The following is a 25,233-nucleotide window of genomic DNA, read 5'->3' on the forward strand; positions in this document are numbered from 1 at the left end:
TTTATATTTTAATCAATTGCAAATACTAGAATAAGGAAATTTTTTTAATATTGTCAAGAGAATAAAAATGAGCTTTTACTTTTTAGAGTATTACTTCACAATGTGGATAATAAAAAATAACTTAAATTTTGAAATGTGCGAATGATTAAACTTTGTTTATTAGCTGCTTATTGCTTCTTTCTTGTTTTTTGTAACTTATCTACAGCTAGAGAAGGCAGCATTAACCAATTAGATCTTAATTTTGAACGGTTTGGTACTGCTGATGGTATGTCGCAAACAACTGTAAATGACATATTGCAGGATTCAAGTGGTTTTTTATGGGTAGCTACAGATGGGAATTTAAACCGATATGATGGCTATATTTTTAAACATTATAATTTTAATAATCCAAGAATATCTGTTTTACATGAAACAATCAAAGGTGAAATTTGGGCTGGCTCAGATGGAGGTTTGTATCATTATATTAAGAAAATTGATGAGTTTAAAAAAGTAGGATTTTCATCGTCTAGAGAAGGGGAAATAATTAACAGTATTGCTTCAGATTCGAAAGGGAATCTTTGGGTAGGTACTGATAACGGCTTGTTTTTAATTAATAATACAAATGAAGTTGTACGAAAATACTTTACTAAACATGCAGTCACCAGTTTACTAGTTGATGGTGAGGGTAATATTTGGGGAGCCAAGCAGAATCGAAAGGCACTTAATTCAAATTTATTTTTAATCGAGGGTAATGATACAGAATCTACTATTGCTTTTGAAACTATATTTAAAATTAACGATGTTAAGCAACACACTCAAAAGGGACTTTTTATTGCAACGACTAAAGGAGTGTTCACTTTTGATAGTAAATCAAAAGTGTTTCAAAAAATTGAAAGGTTAGATGGCATAGAAAATGTAAATTCATTGTATTTTCGTAATGCTTCAGAGTTATGGATTGGAACAAGTAATGGCGGTTATAAATACCAATTTCAAAATAATGAAATTTTATATTTCTCTCATCAGCAATCTAAATCTCGAAGTCTAAGCCATCCCGAAATTAGTTTGATTAAGAAGGGCAGTAACGATACCTTGTGGTTTGGTACAAGAGCCGGAGGTTTGAACAAGCTTGATTTGACCTTAGGTCAGTTTAAGTTAGTTGATAAGGCCAAATATAATACACTTACGAGTAATGTTATTTTAGGGTTTGAGGAAACAGCAAAAAACTATTACTTTGCAACTTATGGGGGAGGTATTTACAGTCTTGATAAAGAATCTGAAGTATTAACACATTTGCCTATAAATAATAAACTAGGTACGTTATTAACTGTATCTCTATTATTCAGTGATGACCAAAAAACTCTTTACATTGCGACAGCGGATAATGGCTTATTTGTAGTTAATTTAGAAACAGAAAAAATTAAACATTTTAAAAACAAATCAACTGATTCAAAAACGATTAGCCATAATGTGTTGACTAAATTATTTATTGATAATAAAAAGTTGCTTGTGGGTACAATGGGTGGCGGTCTAAACATACTTGATTTGACAGATGGAAACTTTGAAAACTTTCTATTTGATGAAAATATAAAATCAAGTATTTCAAATAACAATATTTGGGATATAAAAAAGATTGATGAGGATACTTTTTGGGTTGCTACTGATTCTGGTGTTAGTGTTTTAAATTTAAGTACTTCTAAATTTCATCCTTTAGTTCTTTCTACAAGCGAAAAACAGAACAGTTTTTTTGACGACTTAACTGTATGGGCAATTACAGAGCATCAGCAACAATACTGGTTTGCTACTTCGTTTGGCTTGATTACTTTTAATTCTGAACTTGATAAATTTATTGTTTATGATGAAAAAAATGGTTTAGCAAATAATAATGTTTACGCAGTGTTACCAGATAAGAATGGGAATTTGTGGATAAGCACGAACAAAGGCCTATCGAAGTTTGATATGAAACGACAGGTTTTTAAAAACTATAATCAAAGTGATGGCGTCCAAGGCAGTGAGTTTAATTCTTTAAGTTATTTCAAAGCTAAATCAGGGGAGTTATTCTTTGGTGGCGTGAATGGTTTTAATCGTTTTTTCCCCGCTGACATTAAAGATGATACATCGTTACCTAAAGTTGTGTTGACTGATTTTTTAGTACATAACAAACATGTTGAAATTCAGTCAAGTGAAAACAAAAATGAGAAAAAACGTAATGTGAATAGTGCTGGTTTCACGATTCCATCCGATATTAATGAATTAGAACGCTTAAAGTTAACATACGATGAAAAGCTGGTTACCTTTGAATTTGCCGCGCTGCATTTTGCAGCCCCAATGAATAATCAATACGCCTATAAACTTGAAGGTTTTGATGAGCAATGGATTTATACCGATGCCAAAAATAGAAGGGCAACATATACCAGTTTACCCTCAGGTGATTATACATTACGTGTAAAGGCGAGCAATGGAGACGGGTACTGGAATGAAACAGGTAAATCACTCAATATAACTGTGCTACCACCAATGTGGCGGACCTGGTGGGCTTATACAATATATTTAATTTTGATCATCGGCATTATTGGATTGATCTTATATCGGCAAAATTATCAGCGATTAAAAGAGCACGCAATAAATGTGCAGTTAAAACGTGCGGACAGATTAAAGGATGAGTTTTTAGCGAATACATCTCATGAGTTACGTACCCCACTCAACGGGATTATTGGCTTAGCTGAATCATTAATTGATGGTGTTTCTGGGCAGTTGCCCGAATCTGCTAATAAAAACCTTGCTATGGTTGTTGCCAGTGGTAAGCGTTTATCAAATCTTGTTAATGACATTCTCGACTTTTCAAAATTAAAAAATCATACCTTAAAATTGAATTTAACGGGGGTTGAGTTACATAGTTTAACTGACGTTGTAATGACGGTGTCTACTCCGCTGATTGGAGATAAAAATATTACACTTATTAACCGTGTATCTAGTGAACTTCCTATTGTTAATGCTGACGAGAACCGATTAGAACAAATTTTATATAACTTGATCGGTAATGCGATAAAATTTACCGAAAATGGTGAGGTAACTATTGATGCAGAACAAAGCGGTAATGTCGTTAAAATTTCGGTAACAGACACTGGTATTGGTATAGCAGCAGAACAACTACATCTTATTTTTAACTCTTTTGAACAGTTAAAAGGCCAAACGAATAGAGATCATAGTGGGACAGGCTTAGGTTTAACCGTTACAAAACAACTTGTTGAATTACATGAAGGTACAATATCAGTAACCTCTGAATTGGGTAAAGGGAGTTGTTTTAGTTTTACTTTGCCAATTGATAATGACCATATTACTGATGTCACAAATATTGTTAAGTCGACGAATCAACAGAAGCTAAATCGTTTACAACACCTTGATAATGAAATTGAGTATATCAGTATAGATGAAAGCGAGTTAATATCTCAGCAAAATAGGCAGCTAAATTATCAAAACTATCATATCTTAGTGGTAGATGATGATCCGATTAATCGTCAAGTGTTATTGAACCACTTAAATCTGAAAGGGTATCAGTTAACAGAAGCTGCCAGCGGCAAACAAGCATTGTCTTTAATTGAAGATGCTACAGATAGCAGCGAAGAAAAAACTCGACCTTTTGATTTAATATTACTCGATATTATGATGCCAAAAATGTCAGGCTATGAGGTATGTAATCAAATAAGAGAATGGTATTCGTTAAATGAATTACCCGTAATTTTTCTGACAGCAAAAAATCAGGTAATCGACTTAGTAGAAAGCTTTTCGGTTGGTGGTAATGATTATTTAACTAAACCTATTTCTAAACATGAACTATTAACCCGTGTTGAAAATCACTTAAGTTTACTTGATATCAACCGACACCTTGAGTATCAAGTGTCTAGCCGTACCGCTGAACTAGAAAAAGCGACACAGGCGAAAAGTGAGTTTCTCGCTAAAATGAGCCATGAAATTCGCACACCTATGAATGCTATTATCGGTTTAAGTCATTTAGCATTCAAAACCAAACTTGATAATCACCAGAAAGATTTAATTGGTAAAATTCAAGATGCCTCACAAGCGTTGCTCGCACTTATTAACGACATATTAGATTTTTCTAAGATTGAAGCAGGTAAAATGACCATTGAGTCAGTGGTGATGAATATAGAGGCGCTGATTAAAAAAACAGCTAACATATGTGCTTTAAAAGCACATAGCAAAGGGTTAGAGCTAGTGGTAAGAATTGCACCTGATGTACCTAAACAAATTAAATCTGATCCTATCAGGCTGCAACAGATATTGGTGAACCTTGCGAGTAATGCAATCAAATTTACTGAAAGTGGTCACGTATTAATTGAGGTTAAGTCTACCGAAAATAACACACTTGAATTTTCAGTGTCAGATACGGGGATAGGTTTAGATGAAAATACCATGGAAAACCTTTTTACCTCATTCAATCAAGCTGATACCTCTATAACCCGTCGCTTTGGTGGTACAGGGCTTGGTTTATCGATTTGTAAGCAACTGACCACGCTTATGGGGGGTAAAATATGGGTAGACAGCCAATTAGGGGAAGGGAGTACTTTTGGTTTTACGGTGCATTATGAAGAAGTCGAACAAAGTGAGTTACTTGCTGCACAATCGTTAATGATCGAGGGAATAAATGTATTGGTTGTTGATGATAATGCACTTTGTTTAAATGTGTTAGATGCTTTGTTAAAACAGTTTGGTTGCAAAATCACAACAACGGAAAGTGCTATAACAGCACTTGAGCTTATTGATAACGCGATATTACTTGAACAACCATTTGATTTAGTGATCACTGACTGGCGTATGCCCAAAATGGATGGTATTGAACTGGCGCATCGAATAAACAAATTAACTGAAAAGCATGATATACCAGCAGTATTAATGGTGACGGCATTCGACAAAAATGATGCAATGACTTTGTCGCATGAGGCTGGTATTGACGGCTTCTTAGAGAAGCCTGTTGATGCATCTTTATTATTAGATGCGATGATGAATGCATTAAAGCTTGAACAAAAACATTTAGAATATCATCAAGTACAAAAAGGTATTTTAGATTTATCTCATAGTCGTATACTGCTTGTTGAAGATAATGCTTTAAATCAACAAGTGGTTCTTGGATTTTTAGAAGAAACAGGTGTGAATATTGATATCGCAGAAAATGGACAAGTGGCGATTGATAAATTAGACAGTGAAAGCTACGACCTTGTGTTTATGGATTTACAAATGCCGATAATGGATGGGTTAACGGCAACAAAAATTATTCGTGCAAACGATCAATTTAGTAATTTGCCTATCATTGCAATGACCGCCCATGCCATGCAAGAGGAATTAGATCGTTGTTTAGAAGTAGGAATGAATGATTATTTTACTAAACCGATAGATCCAAATGCTTTATATATCTTGTTATCAAAGTGGCTAAATAATGAAGCAGTGAGTGAACAAGTAACACTGATAAAAAGCGATGAAACGCGACAGAAAATCACCCATCAAAAGCGAAATACAGAATCAGACCAAACGAAGGAAGTGTCTCTGTTAGCAGAGATAGAAAAGCTCCCGTGCCTTGATGCTAAAACAGCGATTAAAACTATGGGGGGGCGTGAGCATTTATATCAAAAGTTAGTACAGCAATTTGCTAAAAACTACGCTGATACAGTAGATTCTCTGCGTGAAATATACAAGCAACAAGATTATGATAGTGCTTATAGGGTTGCACATTCTTTAAAGTCTAATGCAAATTATATTGGTGCATTAACGTTGGCAAAGCGGGCTACTCAGCTTGAGTCTCAACTTAAAAGTGAGCCAGAATCGGCTGATTTACTGGTTGCTGAAACATCGATTGAATTGAATAATGTGTTAATCGCACTTGAAAGTTTACCGTTTAGTTTAGCTGCTAAAGAGCAGTCTGGTACAGCGATTGTTAACGTTCAGTATTATCAAAGGCAGTTAACATCTTTGTTATCATCGATAAAAGAACTGTTAGTTGATGAAAATGCCCAAGTAGAAGATTTACTACCGCGACTGTTAACAATTACTCAAGGAAGTGAACATGAGCAATTAGCCAAAAAAATAGCAGATGACATTGATGACATTGAATATGCACAAGCAATTAATGATATAGAGGCGATATTAGCAACAATAACTGGCGCTAATGTTTCAAATAATAAAAATGATAAAGAATAATCATCGTATGGAACTAGAAAGTTTTGACCTTAAAGTGTTAATTGTTGATGACGAAAAAGCTAATCGAAAAATATTAAAAGAGCTTTTGCAAGAACAAGCAAAAATTATCTTTGCTAAAAACGGTGAACAAGCCATCGAATTTGCTAAGAAACACGTACCTGATTTAATTCTATTAGACGTAGTGATGCCTGACAAGTCAGGTTTTGATGTTATAGAAGTGATCAAAAACGACCCCGTTACCATGGCAACCTCAGTGATATTTATTACCGGTCTAGCCAATTGCAATGATGAGGAAAAAGGCTTTGCATTAGGAGGTTGTGATTATATTTATAAGCCTTTTAATACCAATATTGTTTCTGCGCGAATTTCAACCCATCTTGAACTTATTCAGCAACGTAAAATGCTTGATAGTATAGCGCATGTTGATGCCTTAACGGGGATTTCAAACCGCAGAAAGCTTGATAAAGTACTGAATGATGAGTTAGCCGCCAATAAGCGAGATAAAAAACAATTACTGGTAGCCATGCTAGATGTTGATTATTTTAAGCAATTTAATGACCACTATGGTCATGGTGCAGGAGATATAGCGCTTAAAAAAATAGCGTCTTTATTTCGTGAAGTACTTAATCGGCCAAGAGACTTCGTTGCACGTTATGGAGGAGAAGAATTTACCGTAATCTTGCCTGATTGTAATGAACAAGGAGCTAGTCTAGTATTAAATAATATAGTAAAGGCATTGGCTGCTAAAGAAATAGTTCATGAGTATTCAGATGCGGCTAAATATTTGACCATCAGTGTGGGCGCAATACTGGTCAACGGTGAACAAGCATACAATGTTCAGCAGGTACTTGATACGGCAGATCGTTTGCTCTATCAAGCAAAAAACAATGGCCGTAATCAAGTTGTGCTTGAATGTTTATAAAATAATTTGTTTAAACTCGTAGCTCTCGCTATTACCACCTCCTCTACGTTAAGAGATTTAGCTAACGTGTGAAGAGGCCATTTCATTCACTATTTTTTCAATGTTTAAATTACCACCTGGCGAATCTTCATTACTAGGCATTTCGGCTTGTGCCAGAGGAAATGCAAGGGCCATTACACATTTACTTAAATGAATGATTAGATGGTTTTCAGTTAACCAGTGCAGCGTGTCTTCTATTTGCTGAGTATTATTTGAAATTTGCTGTTCATCGAGTTTTTTGATTAATCTATCTTTTGGCAAGGGCTCTGCACATAAACGATAAATATCCGCCGTTAAACCCGCTAATGTGTGAGAAAAAGCAGTCGCTACTTGTCGTGTATCAAAAATAATAATGTTATTGCCATGATCTGTCATACAACACATTGGAATTGTGCCGTTTAGCCAACTATCACTCCAGTTGTTTAGTAATGATTGCACCTTTGCATGTGAATTAGTTGCTGGCTTAAAGGTAAAATTTAGCGTGTATATCCCTGTTTCTTTATCGTTTGCCTGAATGAAAAAATACGCGAGGTTATAAACAACTTGTTTATCTAGTGGATAAATATATTGATAACTTTTGGTTGGCTCGAGTGTTAAACCAAACTTTTCTGGGGTATTAAAGTATGGGCTAAAGCGGTGGTAACAAATTTTGGCCATTTGATCGAACGGTGGATGGTAATGTGTCACTAAAGGCAGCCATTCAGCCATTTCATCATACCAAAATGCTTGCTCATTAGGGGCTTCGCATAATAAATTCCAGGTCACTCGAACGCCATAACTACGACACCACTTAAGTGCTGCAAGGTTTTGTATTGCTGTAGTGCCTTTTTTTATTGCCTTAAGAAAATCGTCATGCAAGCCTTCAATGCCAGGTTGTATCCACTTTATTCCAGCCTCAGCTAGCGATTTAACATGGTGTTGTTTTAAGTTAGCTTTGGTCTCATAAAATAAATTATAGGCAGGATCTTCTGCTAATGTAGGTAGCACCGTTTTCATGTATTCTATCGGTAATATATTATCGACAATTAAAAATTTATCGACGTTGTATTTGCTCGATAAATTTTTAAATTCACTTAATGCAGCTTCAGGTGTTTTTGAACGGTGATCCATAGTACCGCCATTTAAACCGCAAAAAGTGCAGTGTTGTTTTGCTCCCCACCAACAACCTCGAGAGGTTTCAGCGACTAAACCTGGGGAAATGTATTGTCCAATTTTTAGACTCTCTAATGATTGAAAATAGCTGTCAAAAATTGGCTCTCCAACTTTTCTCATGTCTGAAATATAGGCACGAGGTGGCTTTTGTGTTTGCCCAGCATCAACGGCAAGTGACTTGTGTTTTTGGCTAATAAAGCCGTTTGGTAAATTTTGGTAGTTAATTGGCTCGTTTTTCATTAGTTTGTCAATGAAAGGGCCTATCACGTCATCACATTCGCCGGAGAAAACATAATCAACCCATGAAAAGCTCTCACTGATTGTTTGCCCCATAATGCCTTCACAGTTAGCCCCTCCCATTAAAGTAATAATACTGCTATCAAGACTTTTAATTTTTCTTAACAAGGCAAGTGACGCACAATTTTGTTGAAAGGTAGAGGTACAACCGACAATTTTTGGGCTGTTGCTGACAATTTCGTTGGCAAGTGAGTCGATGTAGCGCTCAGCGGTTTCTCTGATGGTTAACAGTTTTTGCTTATTTTCATCAGACAAATCAGTAAAAAGCGCAAAAAAGCCGTCATCATCAGCTGGTTTGTCAGGAAACGCTGCTTTAGAAAACGTCCACTCGCCAATTAAATAATCATTAAATGTGTTATCGATGAAGTTATATTCAATCAGACCAATTTGTTTCGCAAAAACTAAGTTGGCGTATAGTGATTCAACGTTATAGCCATATTCTGTGATATACGTTTCAAGCACTCCCATTGCCATTGAAGGAATTGTTAACGAAGTGTATGGCATACACACTAAATAAATATCTTTGTCCATAAATGCATTATTATTTGATTATCGCTGTTGTCATCGTAGCGTAGTCAATATAAATGGTCGAGGGAATTAACAATATAAGATAACGATTGATTATTTATAGGGTAAAATAATCTTCGTCTAATGCTAGTTCAATAGGTGAAGTTGCTTGTGATTGAGGCAAGATATAATGAGCAAAATTTACTTGATAACTGTGTTTAATGTGTTTTGTTACATTCGACTGGCAAGTATATCTATTATCGATATATTTTGCTGTAAACATGTCGAAATTAGTTTCATTAAAGGTAAGTAAATCGAAGGCATTAGGTGCTAGTACCTCAAGTATAATAGGCACTAAGGCTAATAAGTTGATATTCGACTCAAAAGAGATATAACTACTGCCACGTTGCGGAGTTACGTGAATAGTAAAGTACCATTTATCTTTAATGGCATTTAAAGAGTAACCAAATGGTTCAAAAACAAAGTCATCCAACGTAAAGCCTGGAATTAATCGTTTAAGCTGTAAAAATTTCCTCACATCACTTGCTGTAAGCGTAGGGTTAGTGAGTACTGCTGAAGCGCGATCACTTATTTGGTAGGTTGTTAGCTCATAGGTTTTAGCCGTAGGAATACTTTTAACGTTATTATTTAGCTGAAATAAATAATTATGATGACTATCTAAGTTGCCAAAGCGAAATGCTTTTCCTGATAAATAATCTTGTAATCGTTTCGCGTCTTGGCCAAAGTTACTTGATTGTGCATGAGAAAAGTATTCATTTTTTCGTTGGTATATGAAATGTTCAACTACATTAATACCATATTTCTCGAAGAAAAAAATGGCTGAATTTACCAGTTGAGTAATACCACATGTGATAATTAATAAGCGGTCTTTCCAAATAAAAAGGCTGGACTCTGACAATAAATATGCGCGGCAATGTTTGTTTTCAATTGAGGACAAAATTTTTGCATTGCAAGCGTTTACGAGATCTTTCCAAACACAAGTATCAATGTCAGTTAGTAAGTTTAATTGCTTACAATCAACAATTAACTCTGTTTTCTTTTCAGAACCTTCATAAAACAACGGTTATTCCCCAGTGCTATTTTTCTAAGCAGTGCATTATTGTACGAATAAAATGACAACAAGCAATATATTACGTATATATGCATTAGTCACTATTGATGCAGTTCAAGTATTTTAGGAAGTTGCAGAGCAAGATAAATTAGGAGATTGTACGTTTGAAAAAGCACCCATTCATCAAACGTACACAGAATGTAGCTTACTTTGTTGCATGAAAAACTTTTTCAAAATGCCTAAAAAAAGAAGTATCAAAATACTTACCATGGACGGCCCAAACCTGACGAAAGTTATTTCTTAAAAACCACTCTTTTATTTCGAGTTCCCACCCTTGCCACTGATCTGTTTGTGATCCAAAAGTGACGCGGTTATACATCAGATAAGCACGCTCAAATATGGCTATTCTGATTAACAAAATGGCTTCTTCTTGTTTTTTTTGTGTTTCGGTCAACTCCCTTGGTGATTCATATGGGGAGTCAAAGACATCTAGTTCTGGATGCTCAATACAAAGTTGCTGAATCTCTATGTATTTCTCATCCAAAGCATCAAAAGTACCATATTCTCTTTCTAGTCTTTGTTTATTTTGCTCTTTAATATAGGCGAAGATTGCCGAAGGCACACCAAATATGGTGATGATAAAAGTCATTATTTCTAAATATTGAGACAGTTGCTCCATCATTTTTACTCTTGTACTGTTTACAATGTTTATTTTGGTCGAAATCCTATATTAACTTTATCGTTAGAGTAAATGTTTTTCTGTGCTATTTTTAATTTAGCGGTAAATTTTAGACTGTGATGAACTGTAATTTTGGGGAATGAAGCTCAAAAAGAAAAGTGATGTTAGTTTGAAATGTTTATTACTTCTCCTGTTTTTACGTTAATTGTTACCCATCTAAATAAACAGTTTGAGTTTATTTAGATGGGGAATACGAAAACAAACGTTACTTTTTACGTATCAAGGGTACTGCGCATAGCAATAACGCAAGCCAGCCGAAAGAGCCGCCACTGCTGTCACCAGGTTTTGGCTGCTCTAAGCTTTTTTCATAAAGTGTATTTTTCGCTGAGGTTAAGTCAGCATCAGTGCTAACTGTTGCATCATAAATAACGACTTGATATACCGTAACAAAATTCTCTTGACCTGGCACTGCGTCGGCATCTGCACATTGATCTTCGTAGTCTGGCATTGGCAGCTCTTGGAAGCCGCCGTGGCCTGTGTCACAACGTGGAACGTCAGCAATTGCATTAATCACCTCCATTCCGTCTTCAATAACTTCACCAAATACAGCGTAAGCACCGCCACCGTATACATCAACAGGATCTAACACTGAGGCATTATTTTTTAAGTTGATGAACCATTGGCTGTTAGCACTATTAATCTTACCACGCTGCTTCGCCATTGAAATAGTCGCAGTTACGTTTGAATAAACAGGCTCATTTTCAATAGTACCATTGGTTTCAATCCATTTTGGTGGTAATTCACCCTCGAACTTTGCTCCTCCGCCTTGAACAACAAAATCATCTACCGTACGGTGAATAATGGTATTGTCATATTTGCCATCATTGACGTACGCGAGAAAGTTTTCTGCGGTTTTTGGGGTTGTTTCGTCATGTAAGTTGACTTTGAAATTACCATGCGAGGTTTGAAATTCAACAATGGTTGCATGACTCATGCTAGCACTAAGACTTAAGGTTAGCATGAGTGCTGAAAGGTAAGGTTTTTTCATTATAATTTCTTAAAGTTGCCTAAAAATCAGTGTGTTCGATGTTAGAGGCAGCGATAAAAAACGACAAGCAGTTAAATGTTATCTTATGTAATTCTTAAAGGTGAACTGAGGAATATGGTTGCAAATATAATGTTAGTATAGGCATTAGTTATTAGTTGCGGGAAAACACACGCTTAGTTTAATGAGTTTATGATGTTATCTTTTCAATCGAGAGGTAAGTAAAGCTAATAATCCGAGAGAAAATACGAGTATGCTTGAAGGCTCGGGAATCTCAGCGCTTAAATTCATGTCAAATGATAGATCGTCCATCGCCCATGCCCAACCATCATTAGGCTGCATGCCTAAAATTTTACTGACACCGCTTGATGAAAAGTTCACAGGTACATATGCTGATGCATTAGATGAAACGGTTTTAGTTTCTAAAAGTAAGTTATTGATGTCGTAAAGCTCAAAAGTTACTGAACCTGAACCTAGGGTATCAAGCATAAGCGAAATATTAGAACTACTACCGCTAAATAATATTTCTATAAAATCAGCTCTATTGCCGGGACAACCTAAGTTTGCATCAGCACAGTTTGTTAGCACATTACTGCCACTTGGTGCTGTAATGCCATCAGGATCAGGTGCTGCATTGATATTTATTGGAGCGTTGTCTTCAAACCCTGCAAACGTTACTCCCCAGTTTTGATATTGATTAGTAATTGCAGTGTTGGCCGCAATGACGTTGCCATTTGCATCAGTATCAAAATCTATGAGCGTACCATGTGCGTAACTAGTGGCTAATACTAATAAGGAAACTAACGATGATTTAATAATTGTTAACGCCATATTGTTCTCTTTATAATGTGAATGTACTTTATGTACTTAACTAAGCAAAAAATAGGTCGTTATTATTTTTATGAATATATTCAATGGTTTACTTGTTTTTGTTTTTAATGTTGATACTTATTGTAAAATTTTTAGACACTTTGTTATGCGTTAGCGTTTTAAGGCAGCACTAAATTATTACTTAATCATCCGTGCGCGAAAATTCCTTCCTTTCATTTTACCTTCAGATACGACTTTTAACGCTTTTTTTGCAACGGTGCGTTTAACGGCAACATAGGCTTTTAGTGGTGTCATTTGTATTTTGCCAATGGCACTACCATCAATCATATTGTTTGCTGTTAAAGCGCCGAGAATATCGCCTGGTCGAAGTTTTTGTTTCTTACCGCCATCAATTTGAATCGTTGTCATGGGGGCCATTGAAATAGGATTATTTAATACCTCGATATTAGGTAAAGGGTCAGCATGAACTTCTATATCAAGGTACTCTTCTAAACGAATGACCTTGTGTGCTTCTTTATTGCTCATTAGTGAACAAGCGATACCCGTGTTTCCTGCGCGTCCAGTACGGCCGATACGATGTACATGAATCTCTGGATCATGAGCAATATGGTAGTTAATCACCATGCTTATATTGTCAATATCAAGGCCACGAGCAGCGACATCAGTCGCAACAAGAATATTAATACTTTTGTTAGCGAAGCGTATTAAGGTTTGATCACGATCACGTTGCTCTAAATCACCATGTAAGGCTGCACAACTAAAGCCGCGATGTAGTAAAGAGTCAGCTAATGCTTGTGTTTCTAATTTAGTATTACAAAAAATGACTGAAGAAGCGGGTTGAAAGTGTTGTAACAATAATGCGACAGCAGTGGAACGTTCATCATTATGTTGTACTTCAAAAAAATGCTGTTCAATGCTTGCGTGGTCATGGCTACTTTCTACCTTGATCAATTCTGGTGACTGCATGATCTGATTAGCCATGGCTTGTATTTTATCAGGGAATGTAGCGCTAAAAAGCAATGATTGTCTTTGAGCGGGGCAATGTGAAAAAATTAACTCTAGCGCTGGCTGAAAACCCATTTCTAACATGCGATCTGCTTCATCTAACACGAGAGTATTGAGTTCTGATAAATCTAACCGACCTTTACGTAGATGATCTTCAATGCGTCCGGGTGTGCCAACAATAATGTGTGCTCCATGCTCTAACGAACCAATTTGCGGGCCCATCGGTGTTCCACCACAAAGTGTTAGTACTTTCACATTGTGAATAGCTGCCGCTAATTTTCTAATTTCTTTAGCGACTTGGTCTGCAAGTTCTCGCGTTGGGCATAGCACTAGTGCTTGTACTCGAAAACGTTTTACTTTTAAGTTGTGCAAAAGTCCTAGCGTAAAAGTGGCCGTTTTGCCTGACCCTGTTTTACCTTGGCCTATAACATCTTGTCCTGCCAGTATTTTTGGTAATGCCTGAGCTTGGATAGGAGTCATTTCAAGATAACCTAAACGCGTTAAATTATCGATAAGTTCGGGACTTAATGCGGTAGTAGAAAAAGAGTGAGCAGACAAACGATAAACCTTATTAACATGAATTATTTGGATTATACCAGAGGGGAGGTGATATAGTGCGATTGATTTTACACTAAAGAGAACATTTTGTGAGCAAAATTGCTATTTTTGTTGATGTACAGAATATTTATTACACCACGCGCCAAGCATTCGGCAGGCAATTTAATTATCGCCAGTTTTGGCAGCGAGTCTCTCAACAAGGTGAAATTGTCATGGCAAATGCCTATGCGATAGCACGAGATGACGACCAGCAACATAAATTTCAAACGGCACTCAAACATATTGGTTTTGATGTAAAGCTAAAACCGTTTATTCAACGTAGCGATGGCTCTGCAAAAGGTGATTGGGATGTCGGAATCGCGATTGATGTACTTGATGCTGCTCCTGACATTGATAAAATAGTTTTACTTTCTGGCGATGGTGATTTTGACTTGTTATTACAAAAAGTCGCTGATAAGTACCAATGTCAAACACATGTTTTTGGCGTGGCGCAACTAACAGCGGCCTCACTAATTAATGCTGCTGGCGACTTTACTCGTATAGACAACACGCTATTGATGTAGCGTTTATTTGTGTGTATTTGATCATGATTTTTTGTCAAATATCGATTGATGTATAGTTTTCGATAATTTTTTCCTGCTTAACTTTTCAGTTCATAAGTACTTTGAATGTAATTCATACTGTGCTTTTCGTTGTTAATCGCAATTTTCTTTTACCACAACAGATGACAAGCTAAGTTAATGAAAGTTTTTTCATTTTGAGGATAACATCATGAGATGTTTGATCGCGAGTTTAATAGTTAGTTTGCTTGTTTTATCGGGTGGTGTGATTGGCTCCGAACGTAGTGAATACACTATGGGGAGCGACGGCCCGTTACCAACGTCACAGCAAGGGCTTTTGTTGCAACATGCAGAGCTTCATTTCACCATATTACCTAAAGAGAAAGCAATTAATGGCAAGGGCATACTAACTCTTGTTAGTGACCACTCGAGAAACAACGTTGGTATCAATTTAGATAACTTTTTTTCTATTGATAAAGTACTGATCAACAGCAAGGTCATTGATGAGAACCAGTACAGTAACCCAGAAGGGCTACTATTGATCAATTTACCTAACAAAATAAAGGGTAAATTTACCGTTGAAATACACTATTCTGGCGCACCTCGAGAAGCCGTAAAAGCGCCTTGGGATGGTGGTTTTGTTTGGGCGAAAACATCTAGCGGTAAAGACTGGATTGCTACGGCTGTTCAAGGTGAAGGCTGTGACTTATTTTGGCCATGTATTGACAACCCTATTGGCGAACCAAAAACGACAACTATGCATATTACTGTTCCTAAAGGGTTGGTAGCAGCGGCAAATGGTACGCTGCAGTCGGTAACTAAAGGTGAAACAACAGATACCTATCACTGGCAGGCATTATCACAGTTAAATACGTATGGTGTTGCTATAAACGTGGGGCCTTATGAAGTGATTAAAACAACGTTTCATAGCCAGTATGGAAATGAAATTCCAGTTGAGTTTTATCACCTTCCAGAAAATAAAGAAGGCGCTAAAAAACTAGTACAAGAACTGCTAGACATAACCACATTCTTTGAACGTAAAATTGGGCCTTATCCATTTGGCCAAGACAAAATAGGTGTTGTTGATACGCCCCATTTAGGTATGGAACATCAAACCATTAATGCTTATGGCAATAATTACATTACTGACAAGTATGGCTTTGATTGGTTGATGTTTCATGAATTTGCACATGAATGGTTTGCAAATCAATTAACCAATAAAAATGCCAATGCCATGTGGTTGCATGAAGGCTTCGGTGCTTATATGCATCCGTTATACGAATATTATTTACATGGGCAAACTGCTTATATGTCACACATGTTTGATATGCGATTAAAAGTACGGAATAAAGCGCCGATAGTGAGTAAAGAATTATTAACTGTAGAAGGTGTGTACCAAGAAGAAAAAGGTGGTCCAGGAGCAGATATTTACGCGAAAGCACCTTGGGTATTACATACTTTACGTAACATTATTGGTGATGAACATTTCTTCAAAGCAACGACTGAATTAGTGTATGGCACAGCAAAGCCAACACCTAGTGACTTCAAACCGGTGCTTGCTGATACGGAAGACTTTCTTCGAATTGTTAACCGGTTAACAGGTCAAGATTTCAGATGGTTTTTTGATGTGTATTTTTATCAATCTGCGTTACCTGAAGTTATTCAGAGCAAAACTGATACTCGTTTAACTTTACAGTGGAAAACGCCAAATAATTTACCTTTCCCTTTGCCTTTAGATGTATCCGTGAATGGTAAAGTGTTAACACTCGATATGACTAAACCTCAAACAATAAAGGTTTTACCAAATGATTTAGTGATCATTGACCCAATGAGTAAAGTGCTAATTGAGAAACCACATGTAGCGAATTATCAGCGCTTCATCGAAGAAAGTACTAAATAACTTTTATCATAGGTTTTAACTTAATTAAGCAACATTAACAGCGGTTCTTTGATTGGCTGGTAGATCACTAAAATCTGGACGATGTGCGGCAATTCGTCCAGACTTAGTTATCCTGAATAAATTACTGTATTTTTTACATTTTTAACGTACTTGCTAGTGGAAAATTTCAAGAAAATAATAAATGTACCTGACCCCATTCATAAGTTGTTTTCAAGGTTAATCTAGCCAAGTTTTACGCGGGGACTCCCCTAGTTTTACTAAGTAAGCTTTCACAAAATCGATAAACACTCTTCTTCTTTTCGGTAAATGTTCACGCTTAGCGTAGATGATATATACCCCAGATGCTACATGTTCTGACTCATCTAAAGTTGCAATAATTTTTACCTTTTTTGCTTTTACCCATTCTTTTGCAATGAAGTGGGGCATTAATGCAATACCTGCGTTTGCAGCGCAGAATTCGGCCATTGCTTCGCCATCATCTACAATTGTTTTTCTTGTAGGCTCTAATGAGATGCGCTTACCTTTATATTTAAAATCAATTGGCATGGTTTTACCTGTTTGTTTGAATCGAAACAGTACCCAAGGATAAGAAGATAAACATTCCTGCGTTATTTCAATATTGTTCGTAATATCTGCGTTACTGCCTATGCAAAGTACAAATTTTATCGGGGTAAGTTTCTGAGCAATAAGTCGATTATCAGCTATGGTGCCACTTCTAATGGAGATATCGATAGACTCTTTGATCATATCAACATATTCGTCACTAAAATTTATATCTAACTGTAATTGAGGATACGCTTCTCTAAACTTACATAGCATGGGTAATAGGTATTGACGGCCGTAAGATACTGGCAGATTTATTTTTAATGTGCCTTTAATATCGCGAGAGTCTTGCCGTAATGCTTCTTCATGATCTTTAAGTTTTACAAGTAACTCTTCAACCACTTGAGCGTAACGGTTACCCGCAGAGGTTAATTTTAATTGCCTCGTTGAGCGATTAAACAATTGTAGTCCGAGTTGTTCTTCAAGGCGCTTGATTGCCTTACTGACTGTGGATGGATCAGTTGCATGTAATTTTGCAGTTTCAGTAAAGTTTTCTGTTTTAGTGGTGGTTGCAAAAAGCGTCATTGCTCTGAACTTATCCATACTGACTATCCTTATATGAATTATATTCATTAATATAATGAATAAGTGGCACTTCTGGCAAACAATTTATCCGTTATACTGTTTGCAAGTTTGTTACGTAGTTTTTGATCTTAAATACGAGGGAATGTGCAATGCTTATTGCTGCGGGAATTTTTGCTATCTTACTTGGTGTAATACATTCAATTTTAGGTGAATGGCTTATCTTTAAAAAACTTAGACATAATACGATAGTACCAACACAAGGAGGGACAGTATTAGCGGCTAGACAAATTAGAATAATATGGGCAAGTTGGCATTTAGTCACGTTATTTGGTTGGTCATTAGGCGCAATTTTATGGACTATTGCTTTTGCAAGTTCCTCTCATGTAGATGTAATCGCCATTACTACTAATGTCATTGCCGTAATAATGTTTTGCAGCGCATTATTGGTGTTATTTGCAACGAAAGGTAAACATCCAGGTTGGGTGGTGCTAACACTTATTAGTGTGTTAACCATGTTGTCTTAAGTATTTATTGACTATTTTGCCATGATTAACATAGGGGCTGTTGATTTTCGATGAACCCAAAGGGCAGCTTTTATTGTCATTACCTTGTGTAAAAACCAATAAGCGGCTGTAAAAATATATAGACTATGAATTTAATTCAATTTAAAAAGCTTAAAGAGGTTGGTAATGCAAGTCATTTTATTATGGGCTGCAGTGTTAGTCAGTGGTCTTACGTTTGTTATTCATACCTTTATTGGTGGTATTAAGGTTGCAACTCCTCTATTAGAAGATACTTCGTTGCCAATTGCCTCTAAATGGTTAAATTATTATTGTTGGCATATTACAACGCTATATACCTTTTTTATGGGGTGGGCATATGCCTTTGTTGCACTTAATCCTGATAAACCTGAACTAGTCGTCTTTCTAAGCGTTTTGAATGTGTCATTTTCGTTATTAAGTGTTTTGGTTGCCATGAAGGCAAATATTTCCCCTTTACGATTCCCATCAACAACATTGTTTGCTTTGGTTTCAATTTTAGGTATTGCAAGCCTTGTTGTTTAAACAAATTTTTAATTAGTTAACAGTAGGTTCTTATGATTAATGCTCTGTATAAGTCGTGTTTTTTTACACTAACGCTTTTGTTTTCTTGGTCAGCATTGACGGGTAATTTGCCAAATAAATTACTCAATGAACCAATACTGTTGCTGTCAGGTGAGCAAACAAGTTTAGCTAATTCACTTGATAAAAAGCCAGTGTACTTAAAGTTTTGGGCGACTTGGTGTCAGCCATGCTTAAAAGAAATGCCTCACTTTCAACACGTACAAGAAGAATATGGCGAAGCAGTTGATGTTATTAGTATTAATATTGGCATTAATGAAGACATAAATTCAATAAATAAGGTCATTGAAAAATTTGGCTTAACTATGCCAACAACCATCGATAAAAGTGGTGATCTCGCTAAAGCTTTTAACTTTATCGGTACGCCATACCACCTATTGTTTGATAAGCAAATGAACCTTGTGCACTTAGGGCATGAAGCAACAGAGTCACTCGATAATAAGATAGCGTTATTAAGCCAACAACGCACTGTAGAGTTACTTGATTCAAATAAGCTGATTGATCACGAAACACGTTTAACACTGTCGTTAAATGACGGACGTATTCATGCGTTGTTCTTTAGCGCTACATGGTGTGATTGGTACTTAAAAGATTCGAGGCCAGCAGTATCGCAAAGGTGTATCAATGCACAAAAGACTGTGAGTGCTTTAGCGAAAAAATTTCCAAATGTTAGTTGGCAAGGCTTGGTTTCTCGATTGTGGACAGGTGATTCAGATTTAGCCGCATATAAGAAAAAATACGCGATTAATTATCTTGTAGATATTGATAAAAGCAATTCGATATTTCACCAATATGGTGTCAACGAATTACCTGAACTGATTCTAATAAAAGATAATGAGGTATTATTTCGCAGTAATAGGTTAAATGACGACCAGCAATTAGATAAAACATTGGCTTTGCTAAAAACTGCAGGTGAATGATATTACGCTTTTTAAATGAGTAGTTCTTCAAATAGTATGATCAAGGCTTTCGATTGCGCTGCATAGCTATTTGCAAACGAAGAAAAATGGCAGAAGTGAACTTGTTGCAATAATAGTCATAAATATGCGCGATTTTATAGGGGGTTTGCGTTTAATGCTGTATACTGCGCGACCTTATTATTTTGAGTCAGCATGTTTTTTGTTTATCGTTTTTACCTATAGCTTGCCGTTCAATTCTATTTGTTTATTCTAGGAAGTTCTCTTTGATCACTACATCAAATATTACCATGCAATTTGGCGCTGAGCCGTTATTTGAAAATATCTCTGCTAAATTTGGCAACGGCAACCGCTACGGTTTGATCGGTGCTAATGGTTGTGGAAAATCAACCTTTATGAAAATTCTTAGCGGAGAGTTAACGCCTACATCGGGTAATGTTTCAGTGGCTTCGGGCAACAAAGTAGGTACTTTAAGCCAAGATCAATTCGCTTTTGAGCAATACAGTGTCATTGACACAGTGATCATGGGTGATGTCGCTTTATGGAAAATAAAACAAGAAAGAGATGCCATTTATGCACAAGCCGAAATGAGCGAAGCTGATGGTATGCGAGTAGGTGATTTAGAAAGTCAGTTTGCTGAAATGGACGGATACAGTGCCGAAAGCAGAGCCGGTGAAATTTTATTAGAGGCAGGCATAGAAGAATCATTGCATTATGGTTTAATGGAGCAAGTTGCCCCCGGCTGGAAGCTTCGGGTATTGCTTGCGCAAGCATTGTTTGCTAACCCTGATATTTTATTGTTAGACGAACCTACCAACAACCTAGATATTCATACCATTAGCTGGTTAGAAGGTGAGCTAAACAAACGCAAATGTACCATGATTATTATTTCGCATGATCGACATTTTTTAAATGCGGTTTGTACTCATATGGCAGATATAGATTATGGCGAGTTGCGTATTTACCCAGGCAACTATGAGTACTTTCTCGCGCAATCTAGCTTATTAAGAGAACAATTATTAGCAGGAAATGCTAAGAAAGCCGCTGAAATTGAAGAACTACAAGATTTTGTAAATCGATTTGGTGCTAACGCATCTAAAGCCAAACAAGCCAGTTCTCGTGCTAAGAAAATGGATAAAATCAAACTCGATGAGGTTAAATCTTCAAGCCGGATCACACCCAATATCGCTTTTGCATCGGGAAAAAAGATGCACCGACAAGCATTAGAGCTAGAAAAGCTTTCTCATAGCTTTGATAATGAACTGTTGTTTGAACAAGGTGATTTATTATTAGAAGCGGGCGCAAAACTTGCTGTTATTGGAGAAAATGGTGTTGGTAAAACAACTTTTCTGCGCTGTTTAATGAATGAAATTAGCCCTAAAGCTGGTGTTGTGAAATGGTCTGAAAATGCGTCAGTAGGGTATTGCCCTCAAGATAGCGGTCACTTTTTTGATAATGATCTAACCTTGATGGATTGGATGTCGCAGTGGCGTAGACCTTGTCATAACGATTTAATGGTTCGTGGTATGTTAGGACGTTTACTTTTTACTGAAGACGACGCCAATAAAAAAGCGCGTAACTGTTCAGGTGGCGAAAAAAATCGCTTACTTTTTGGCATGTTGATGATGCAAGATATTAATGTATTGATCATGGACGAGCCAACAAATCATATGGATATAGAAGCCATTGACGCGTTAAATAATGCGTTAAAAGCGTTTGAAGGCACACTGATATTTGTTAGCCATGATCGCGCGTTTGTTTCAAGTTTAGCAACACGGATCATTGATATTAAAGACAAAAAAATTATTAACTTTCAAGGTTCTTTGGATGAATATTTGCCCAGTGAGCAGGATCTTCTTGCTAAAAGTCTGATGGCAAACGACAGTAAGCGGTTCATTGCATAAATATTGTTTGGTTAATTTAGGCGGGGTAAAGGTAAAATATGTCATTTTCAACACTTGGATTACCAGCATCAATTGTTAAAGCGGTTGATGAACTGGGATACCGCACACCAACAACGATACAAAAAATGGCCATTCCTGCCGTATTGTCAGGTAAGAATGTTGTTGCTGCTGCCCATACTGGCACGGGTAAAACAGCGAGTTTTGTTTTACCAATGTTAACGCTGCTAGATAATGGTAAAGTAGTGCGAGGCAAACGTATTCGTGCGCTTATTTTAACACCAACGCGTGAGCTCGCAGTACAAATAGAAGCAAGTATTCAACAATACGCGAAGCATTTATCGCTTACTAGTATGGCTATGTATGGTGGAGTTGCTATAGAGGCTCAAAAACAGCAATTAATTTGGGGCGTTGACATACTGGTAGCAACACCGGGTCGATTGTTAGATATGGCGCACCAACGAGCTTTCCATTTTGATGAATTAAAGATGTTAGTGCTTGATGAAGCTGATCGAATGTTAGATATGGGCTTTATAGATGATATTAATAACATTATTGAACGCTTACCAACACAACGACAAAATTTACTCTTCTCTGCAACTATTTCTGATGACGTACGTCGTTTAGCTAAGCGCAGTATGGAAAACCCTACTGAAATTACGATAAAGGAAAATAGCAAAACTTCACCTAACATAGAGCAATGGTTAGTTACAGTAGACAAAGACAAAAAGTCAGCACTATTAAGTCATTTAATTCAAACCAATCAATGGCACCAAGCACTTATTTTTATTGAAACAAAGCATGGTGCAGCTAAGTTAGTGAGTCAGTTGGCAAAACGTGATATTAAGGCTGAGAGTATTCATAGCGGTAGAACGCAAGCAATTAGAGAGCAAATATTAGCTGATTTTAAAGCCGGTAAAATACAAATGTTGGTCGCTACAGGAATCGCTGCTCGAGGAATAGACATTGGTAATTTAACACGCGTTATTAATTATGATTTACCAGCGCATACAGATGAATATATCCATCGAATTGGCCGTACTGGTCGCGCAGGCGCAAATGGTGAAGCTATTTCTTTGGTATCAAAAGATAATTTTCGTGAACTTTGTGCCATTGAAAGTCGGTTAGGCCACATCATTGAAAGAAAAGAATTTGACGGCTTTCCAGTAAAGAAAGTGGTACCTGTTTCAATATTAAATTATGTACCTAAACATAAGGGGTAGTTACCTTATACAGGAAGTCACTAAATTATGAGTCAATCACAGGTAATTATCGGTTTGGTCAACCCTAAAGGGCCAAGTAATGTCGGTACAATAATGCGCGCTGCAGGGTGCTTTAATGCCCACGAAGTATTATACACGGGTACTCGTTATGCGCGGGCCGCCCAATATGAAGTAAAAACCAATACTGATACACATAAGTCCAGAAACAATATTCCTTTAACGCAAGTTGAATGTTTGTTTAGTAAAAAAGCAGAAGGGATGGAAGTTGTATGTGTTGAGCTATGCCTTGGTGCAACGTCTCTGACAGAGTTTTCTCATCCTGAACGCGCTTTATACATTTTTGGGCCAGAAGATGGTTCAATCAGTCAGACGATCATTGATCAAGCAGATCATGTTGTTTATGTGCCAACAATAGATTGTTTGAACTTAGCAGCAACAACCAATGTTGTTCTGTATGATAGGCTTGCTAAATCTTCAGAGATCAATAAAGGTGATGAACTGATAAAAAGCAGTCGAGATACCAATAACCGCCTTAAAGTTAGCACCTAATAATAGCGTTAAAGGATGCAGAAGTTATAAGAACAAGGCCTTTGAAACTCACTTTAAATACATAAATATCCAGATAGGCACTTTCATTCACTATCGCTAGTGAATCCTGTATAATTCGCGCACTTAAAATCATCAGTAACCTTTATTGATTTAAAAAGGCGCATTATGACCGTTGAACAATTCGATCCTGCTAATTCATCGCAAACACAAGCTAGGCAGACAACCACCTTAGACACACCCCAAAAAGTGATAGAAGAGCAAGCTCGTCATATTGATCATAGTAGAACGCAAGGCTCGCGCATTGGCTTTGTATCGTTAGGTTGCCCTAAAAACCTTGTTGATTCTGAACGTATTTTAACGCAACTGCGTACCGAAGGTTATGACGTAGTGCCAAGTTATAACGACGCAGATATGGTGATTGTGAATACCTGTGGTTTTATCGATTCAGCGGTACAAGAATCTTTAGATACCATAGGTGAAGCGCTAAAAGAAAACGGTAAGGTGCTAGTTACAGGGTGTTTAGGTGCAAAGAAAGATGAAATTATTGAATTGCATCCGAATGTGTTAGGAGTCACTGGTCCACATGCTTACGATGAAGTGCTAACCCAAGTTCATGAACATTTGGAAAAACCGAAACATAACCCATTCGTTGATTTAATTCCTGATCAAGGGGTAAAACTCACTCCTAAGCATTTTGCTTATTTAAAAATATCAGAAGGTTGCAATCACCGTTGTACGTTTTGCATTATTCCTTCAATGCGTGGTGATTTAGACTCTCGCCCTATTGGTGATGTTCTGGGTGAAGCCCAACGCTTGGTAAATGCCGGCGTTAAAGAACTATTGGTAATTTCGCAAGATACGTCCGCTTATGGGGTTGATGTAAAGCATAAACTTGATTTCCATGAAGGAATGCCGGTTAAAACCCACATGCAGCAGTTATGTGAAGAGTTAGCGAAGCAAGGCGTATGGGTACGTTTGCATTATGTGTACCCTTATCCACACGTGGATAAAATCATTCCATTAATGGCAGAAGGTAAGATACTTCCCTATTTAGATATTCCTTTTCAGCATGCTAATAAACGAATTTTGAAATTGATGAAACGACCCGGTAGCTCAGACCGCGTATTAGAACGCATTAAAAAATGGCGAGAAATTTGTCCTGAACTGGTAATTCGTTCTACGTTTATCGTGGGATTTCCCGGTGAAACCGAAGCAGAATTTGAAGAGCTATTAGATTTTTTAGAAGAAGCGCAATTAGACCGTGTCGGTTGTTTTAAATACTCTCCGGTTGAAGGTGCTACGGCGAATGATTTACCTGATCATGTCTCTGAAGAAGTGATGGAAGAACGCCTACAACGTTTTATGGCGGTTCAAGCAAGGATCAGTGCGGAGAAGTTACAAGCGCGTATTGGTCAAGAATATTTAATACTTGTTGATGAAGTGAATGATCTAGGCATTGTAGGGCGTTCATATATGGATGCGCCAGAAATTGATGGTAAGGTTTATTTATCTGATGATTATGACGCTGAACCTGGCGATCAACTTTGGGTTCAGATCATTCACGCTGATGAACACGATGTTTGGGGCATAAGAGTAGAAGATTAAATAAGGCCATTTCGCTCATTGAATTTAAGGGTAATA

At 36.9% G+C, this 25,233-nt stretch carries 18 protein-coding genes; 11 read left to right on the forward strand and 7 right to left on the reverse strand.

The window, feature by feature from the left end; genetic code table 11:
- The first annotated feature begins 141 nt into the window (after nt 1–141).
- Both BI291_RS03235 and BI291_RS03240 read left to right on the forward strand, forming a co-directional pair.
- A complete protein-coding gene (locus tag BI291_RS03235) occupies nt 142–6,186 on the forward strand; it encodes a response regulator (RefSeq protein ID WP_074496317.1) in 6,045 nt (2,014 codons plus the stop codon).
- Complete coding sequence (locus tag BI291_RS03240) at nt 6,173–7,108, forward strand: diguanylate cyclase (RefSeq protein ID WP_254849514.1); 936 nt, start codon at nt 6,173–6,175, stop codon at nt 7,106–7,108. The genes BI291_RS03235 and BI291_RS03240 overlap by 14 nt, the downstream gene beginning before the upstream one ends.
- A 57-nt stretch (nt 7,109–7,165) precedes the next feature.
- Here BI291_RS03240 and BI291_RS03245 read toward each other — a convergent pair whose 3' ends face one another.
- The 6 genes from BI291_RS03245 to dbpA form a co-directional block, all read right to left on the reverse strand.
- Entirely contained in the window at nt 7,166–9,127 is a 1,962-nt protein-coding gene (locus BI291_RS03245; RefSeq protein WP_074496318.1) for a RiPP maturation radical SAM C-methyltransferase, read from the reverse strand.
- Nucleotides 9,128–9,221: 94 nt separating this feature from the next.
- The gene (locus tag BI291_RS03250) at nt 9,222–10,184 is read right to left on the reverse strand and encodes a hypothetical protein (RefSeq protein ID WP_074496319.1); all 963 of its coding nucleotides are present in this window, start codon (nt 10,182–10,184) and stop codon (nt 9,222–9,224) included.
- 196 nt (nt 10,185–10,380) lie between these two features.
- On the reverse strand, nt 10,381–10,857 hold the full coding sequence (locus BI291_RS03255; RefSeq protein WP_074496320.1) for a hypothetical protein: 477 nt from the start codon (nt 10,855–10,857) through the stop codon (nt 10,381–10,383).
- Nucleotides 10,858–11,119: 262 nt separating this feature from the next.
- A complete protein-coding gene (locus BI291_RS03260; protein WP_074496321.1) occupies nt 11,120–11,902 on the reverse strand; it encodes a peptidylprolyl isomerase in 783 nt (260 codons plus the stop codon).
- Nucleotides 11,903–12,097: 195 nt separating this feature from the next.
- A complete protein-coding gene (locus BI291_RS03265) occupies nt 12,098–12,730 on the reverse strand; it encodes a PEP-CTERM sorting domain-containing protein (RefSeq protein ID WP_074496322.1) in 633 nt (210 codons plus the stop codon).
- A 177-nt stretch (nt 12,731–12,907) separates the two neighbouring features.
- Nucleotides 12,908–14,293 (reverse strand): ATP-dependent RNA helicase DbpA, encoded by a 1,386-nt coding sequence (gene dbpA / locus BI291_RS03270; RefSeq protein WP_074496323.1) that lies wholly within the window; start codon nt 14,291–14,293, stop codon nt 12,908–12,910.
- A gap of 89 nt (nt 14,294–14,382) precedes the next feature.
- On the opposite strand from dbpA, the gene BI291_RS03275 reads away from it, so the two are divergent.
- Together BI291_RS03275 and BI291_RS03280 are read left to right on the forward strand one after the other, a co-directional pair.
- Nucleotides 14,383–14,856 (forward strand): NYN domain-containing protein, encoded by a 474-nt coding sequence (locus BI291_RS03275; protein ID WP_074496324.1) that lies wholly within the window; start codon nt 14,383–14,385, stop codon nt 14,854–14,856.
- Nucleotides 14,857–15,064: 208 nt separating this feature from the next.
- A complete protein-coding gene (locus BI291_RS03280) occupies nt 15,065–16,753 on the forward strand; it encodes a M1 family metallopeptidase (protein WP_074496325.1) in 1,689 nt (562 codons plus the stop codon).
- 216 nt (nt 16,754–16,969) lie between these two features.
- Here the strand turns inward: BI291_RS03280 and BI291_RS03285 are convergent, their stop codons facing one another.
- On the reverse strand, nt 16,970–17,899 hold the full coding sequence (locus tag BI291_RS03285; RefSeq protein WP_074496326.1) for a LysR family transcriptional regulator: 930 nt from the start codon (nt 17,897–17,899) through the stop codon (nt 16,970–16,972).
- Between the two features lie 131 nt (nt 17,900–18,030).
- On the opposite strand from BI291_RS03285, the gene BI291_RS03290 reads away from it, so the two are divergent.
- From BI291_RS03290 to rimO, 7 genes are all read left to right on the forward strand, one after another.
- Nucleotides 18,031–18,405, forward strand: a complete 375-nt coding sequence (locus BI291_RS03290) for a hypothetical protein (protein WP_074496327.1) — start codon at nt 18,031–18,033, stop codon at nt 18,403–18,405.
- A 165-nt stretch (nt 18,406–18,570) separates the two neighbouring features.
- Complete coding sequence (locus BI291_RS03295; RefSeq protein WP_074496328.1) at nt 18,571–18,945, forward strand: hypothetical protein; 375 nt, start codon at nt 18,571–18,573, stop codon at nt 18,943–18,945.
- 32 nt (nt 18,946–18,977) lie between these two features.
- Nucleotides 18,978–19,922, forward strand: a complete 945-nt coding sequence (locus BI291_RS03300) for a thioredoxin family protein (protein WP_074496329.1) — start codon at nt 18,978–18,980, stop codon at nt 19,920–19,922.
- 263 nt (nt 19,923–20,185) lie between these two features.
- Complete coding sequence (locus tag BI291_RS03305) at nt 20,186–21,823, forward strand: ABC-F family ATPase (protein ID WP_074496330.1); 1,638 nt, start codon at nt 20,186–20,188, stop codon at nt 21,821–21,823.
- A gap of 38 nt (nt 21,824–21,861) precedes the next feature.
- Nucleotides 21,862–23,043, forward strand: a complete 1,182-nt coding sequence (locus tag BI291_RS03310) for a DEAD/DEAH box helicase (RefSeq protein ID WP_074496331.1) — start codon at nt 21,862–21,864, stop codon at nt 23,041–23,043.
- Nucleotides 23,044–23,070: 27 nt separating this feature from the next.
- Entirely contained in the window at nt 23,071–23,592 is a 522-nt protein-coding gene (locus BI291_RS03315; protein WP_074496332.1) for an RNA methyltransferase, read from the forward strand.
- Between the two features lie 165 nt (nt 23,593–23,757).
- The gene (rimO, locus tag BI291_RS03320; protein ID WP_074496333.1) at nt 23,758–25,197 is read left to right on the forward strand and encodes a 30S ribosomal protein S12 methylthiotransferase RimO; all 1,440 of its coding nucleotides are present in this window, start codon (nt 23,758–23,760) and stop codon (nt 25,195–25,197) included.
- The last annotated feature ends 36 nt before the right edge of the window (nt 25,198–25,233 follow it).

Source organism: Thalassotalea sp. PP2-459 (assembly GCF_001913705.1).
Taxonomy (GTDB): domain Bacteria; phylum Pseudomonadota; class Gammaproteobacteria; order Enterobacterales; family Alteromonadaceae; genus Thalassotalea_C; species Thalassotalea_C hakodatensis.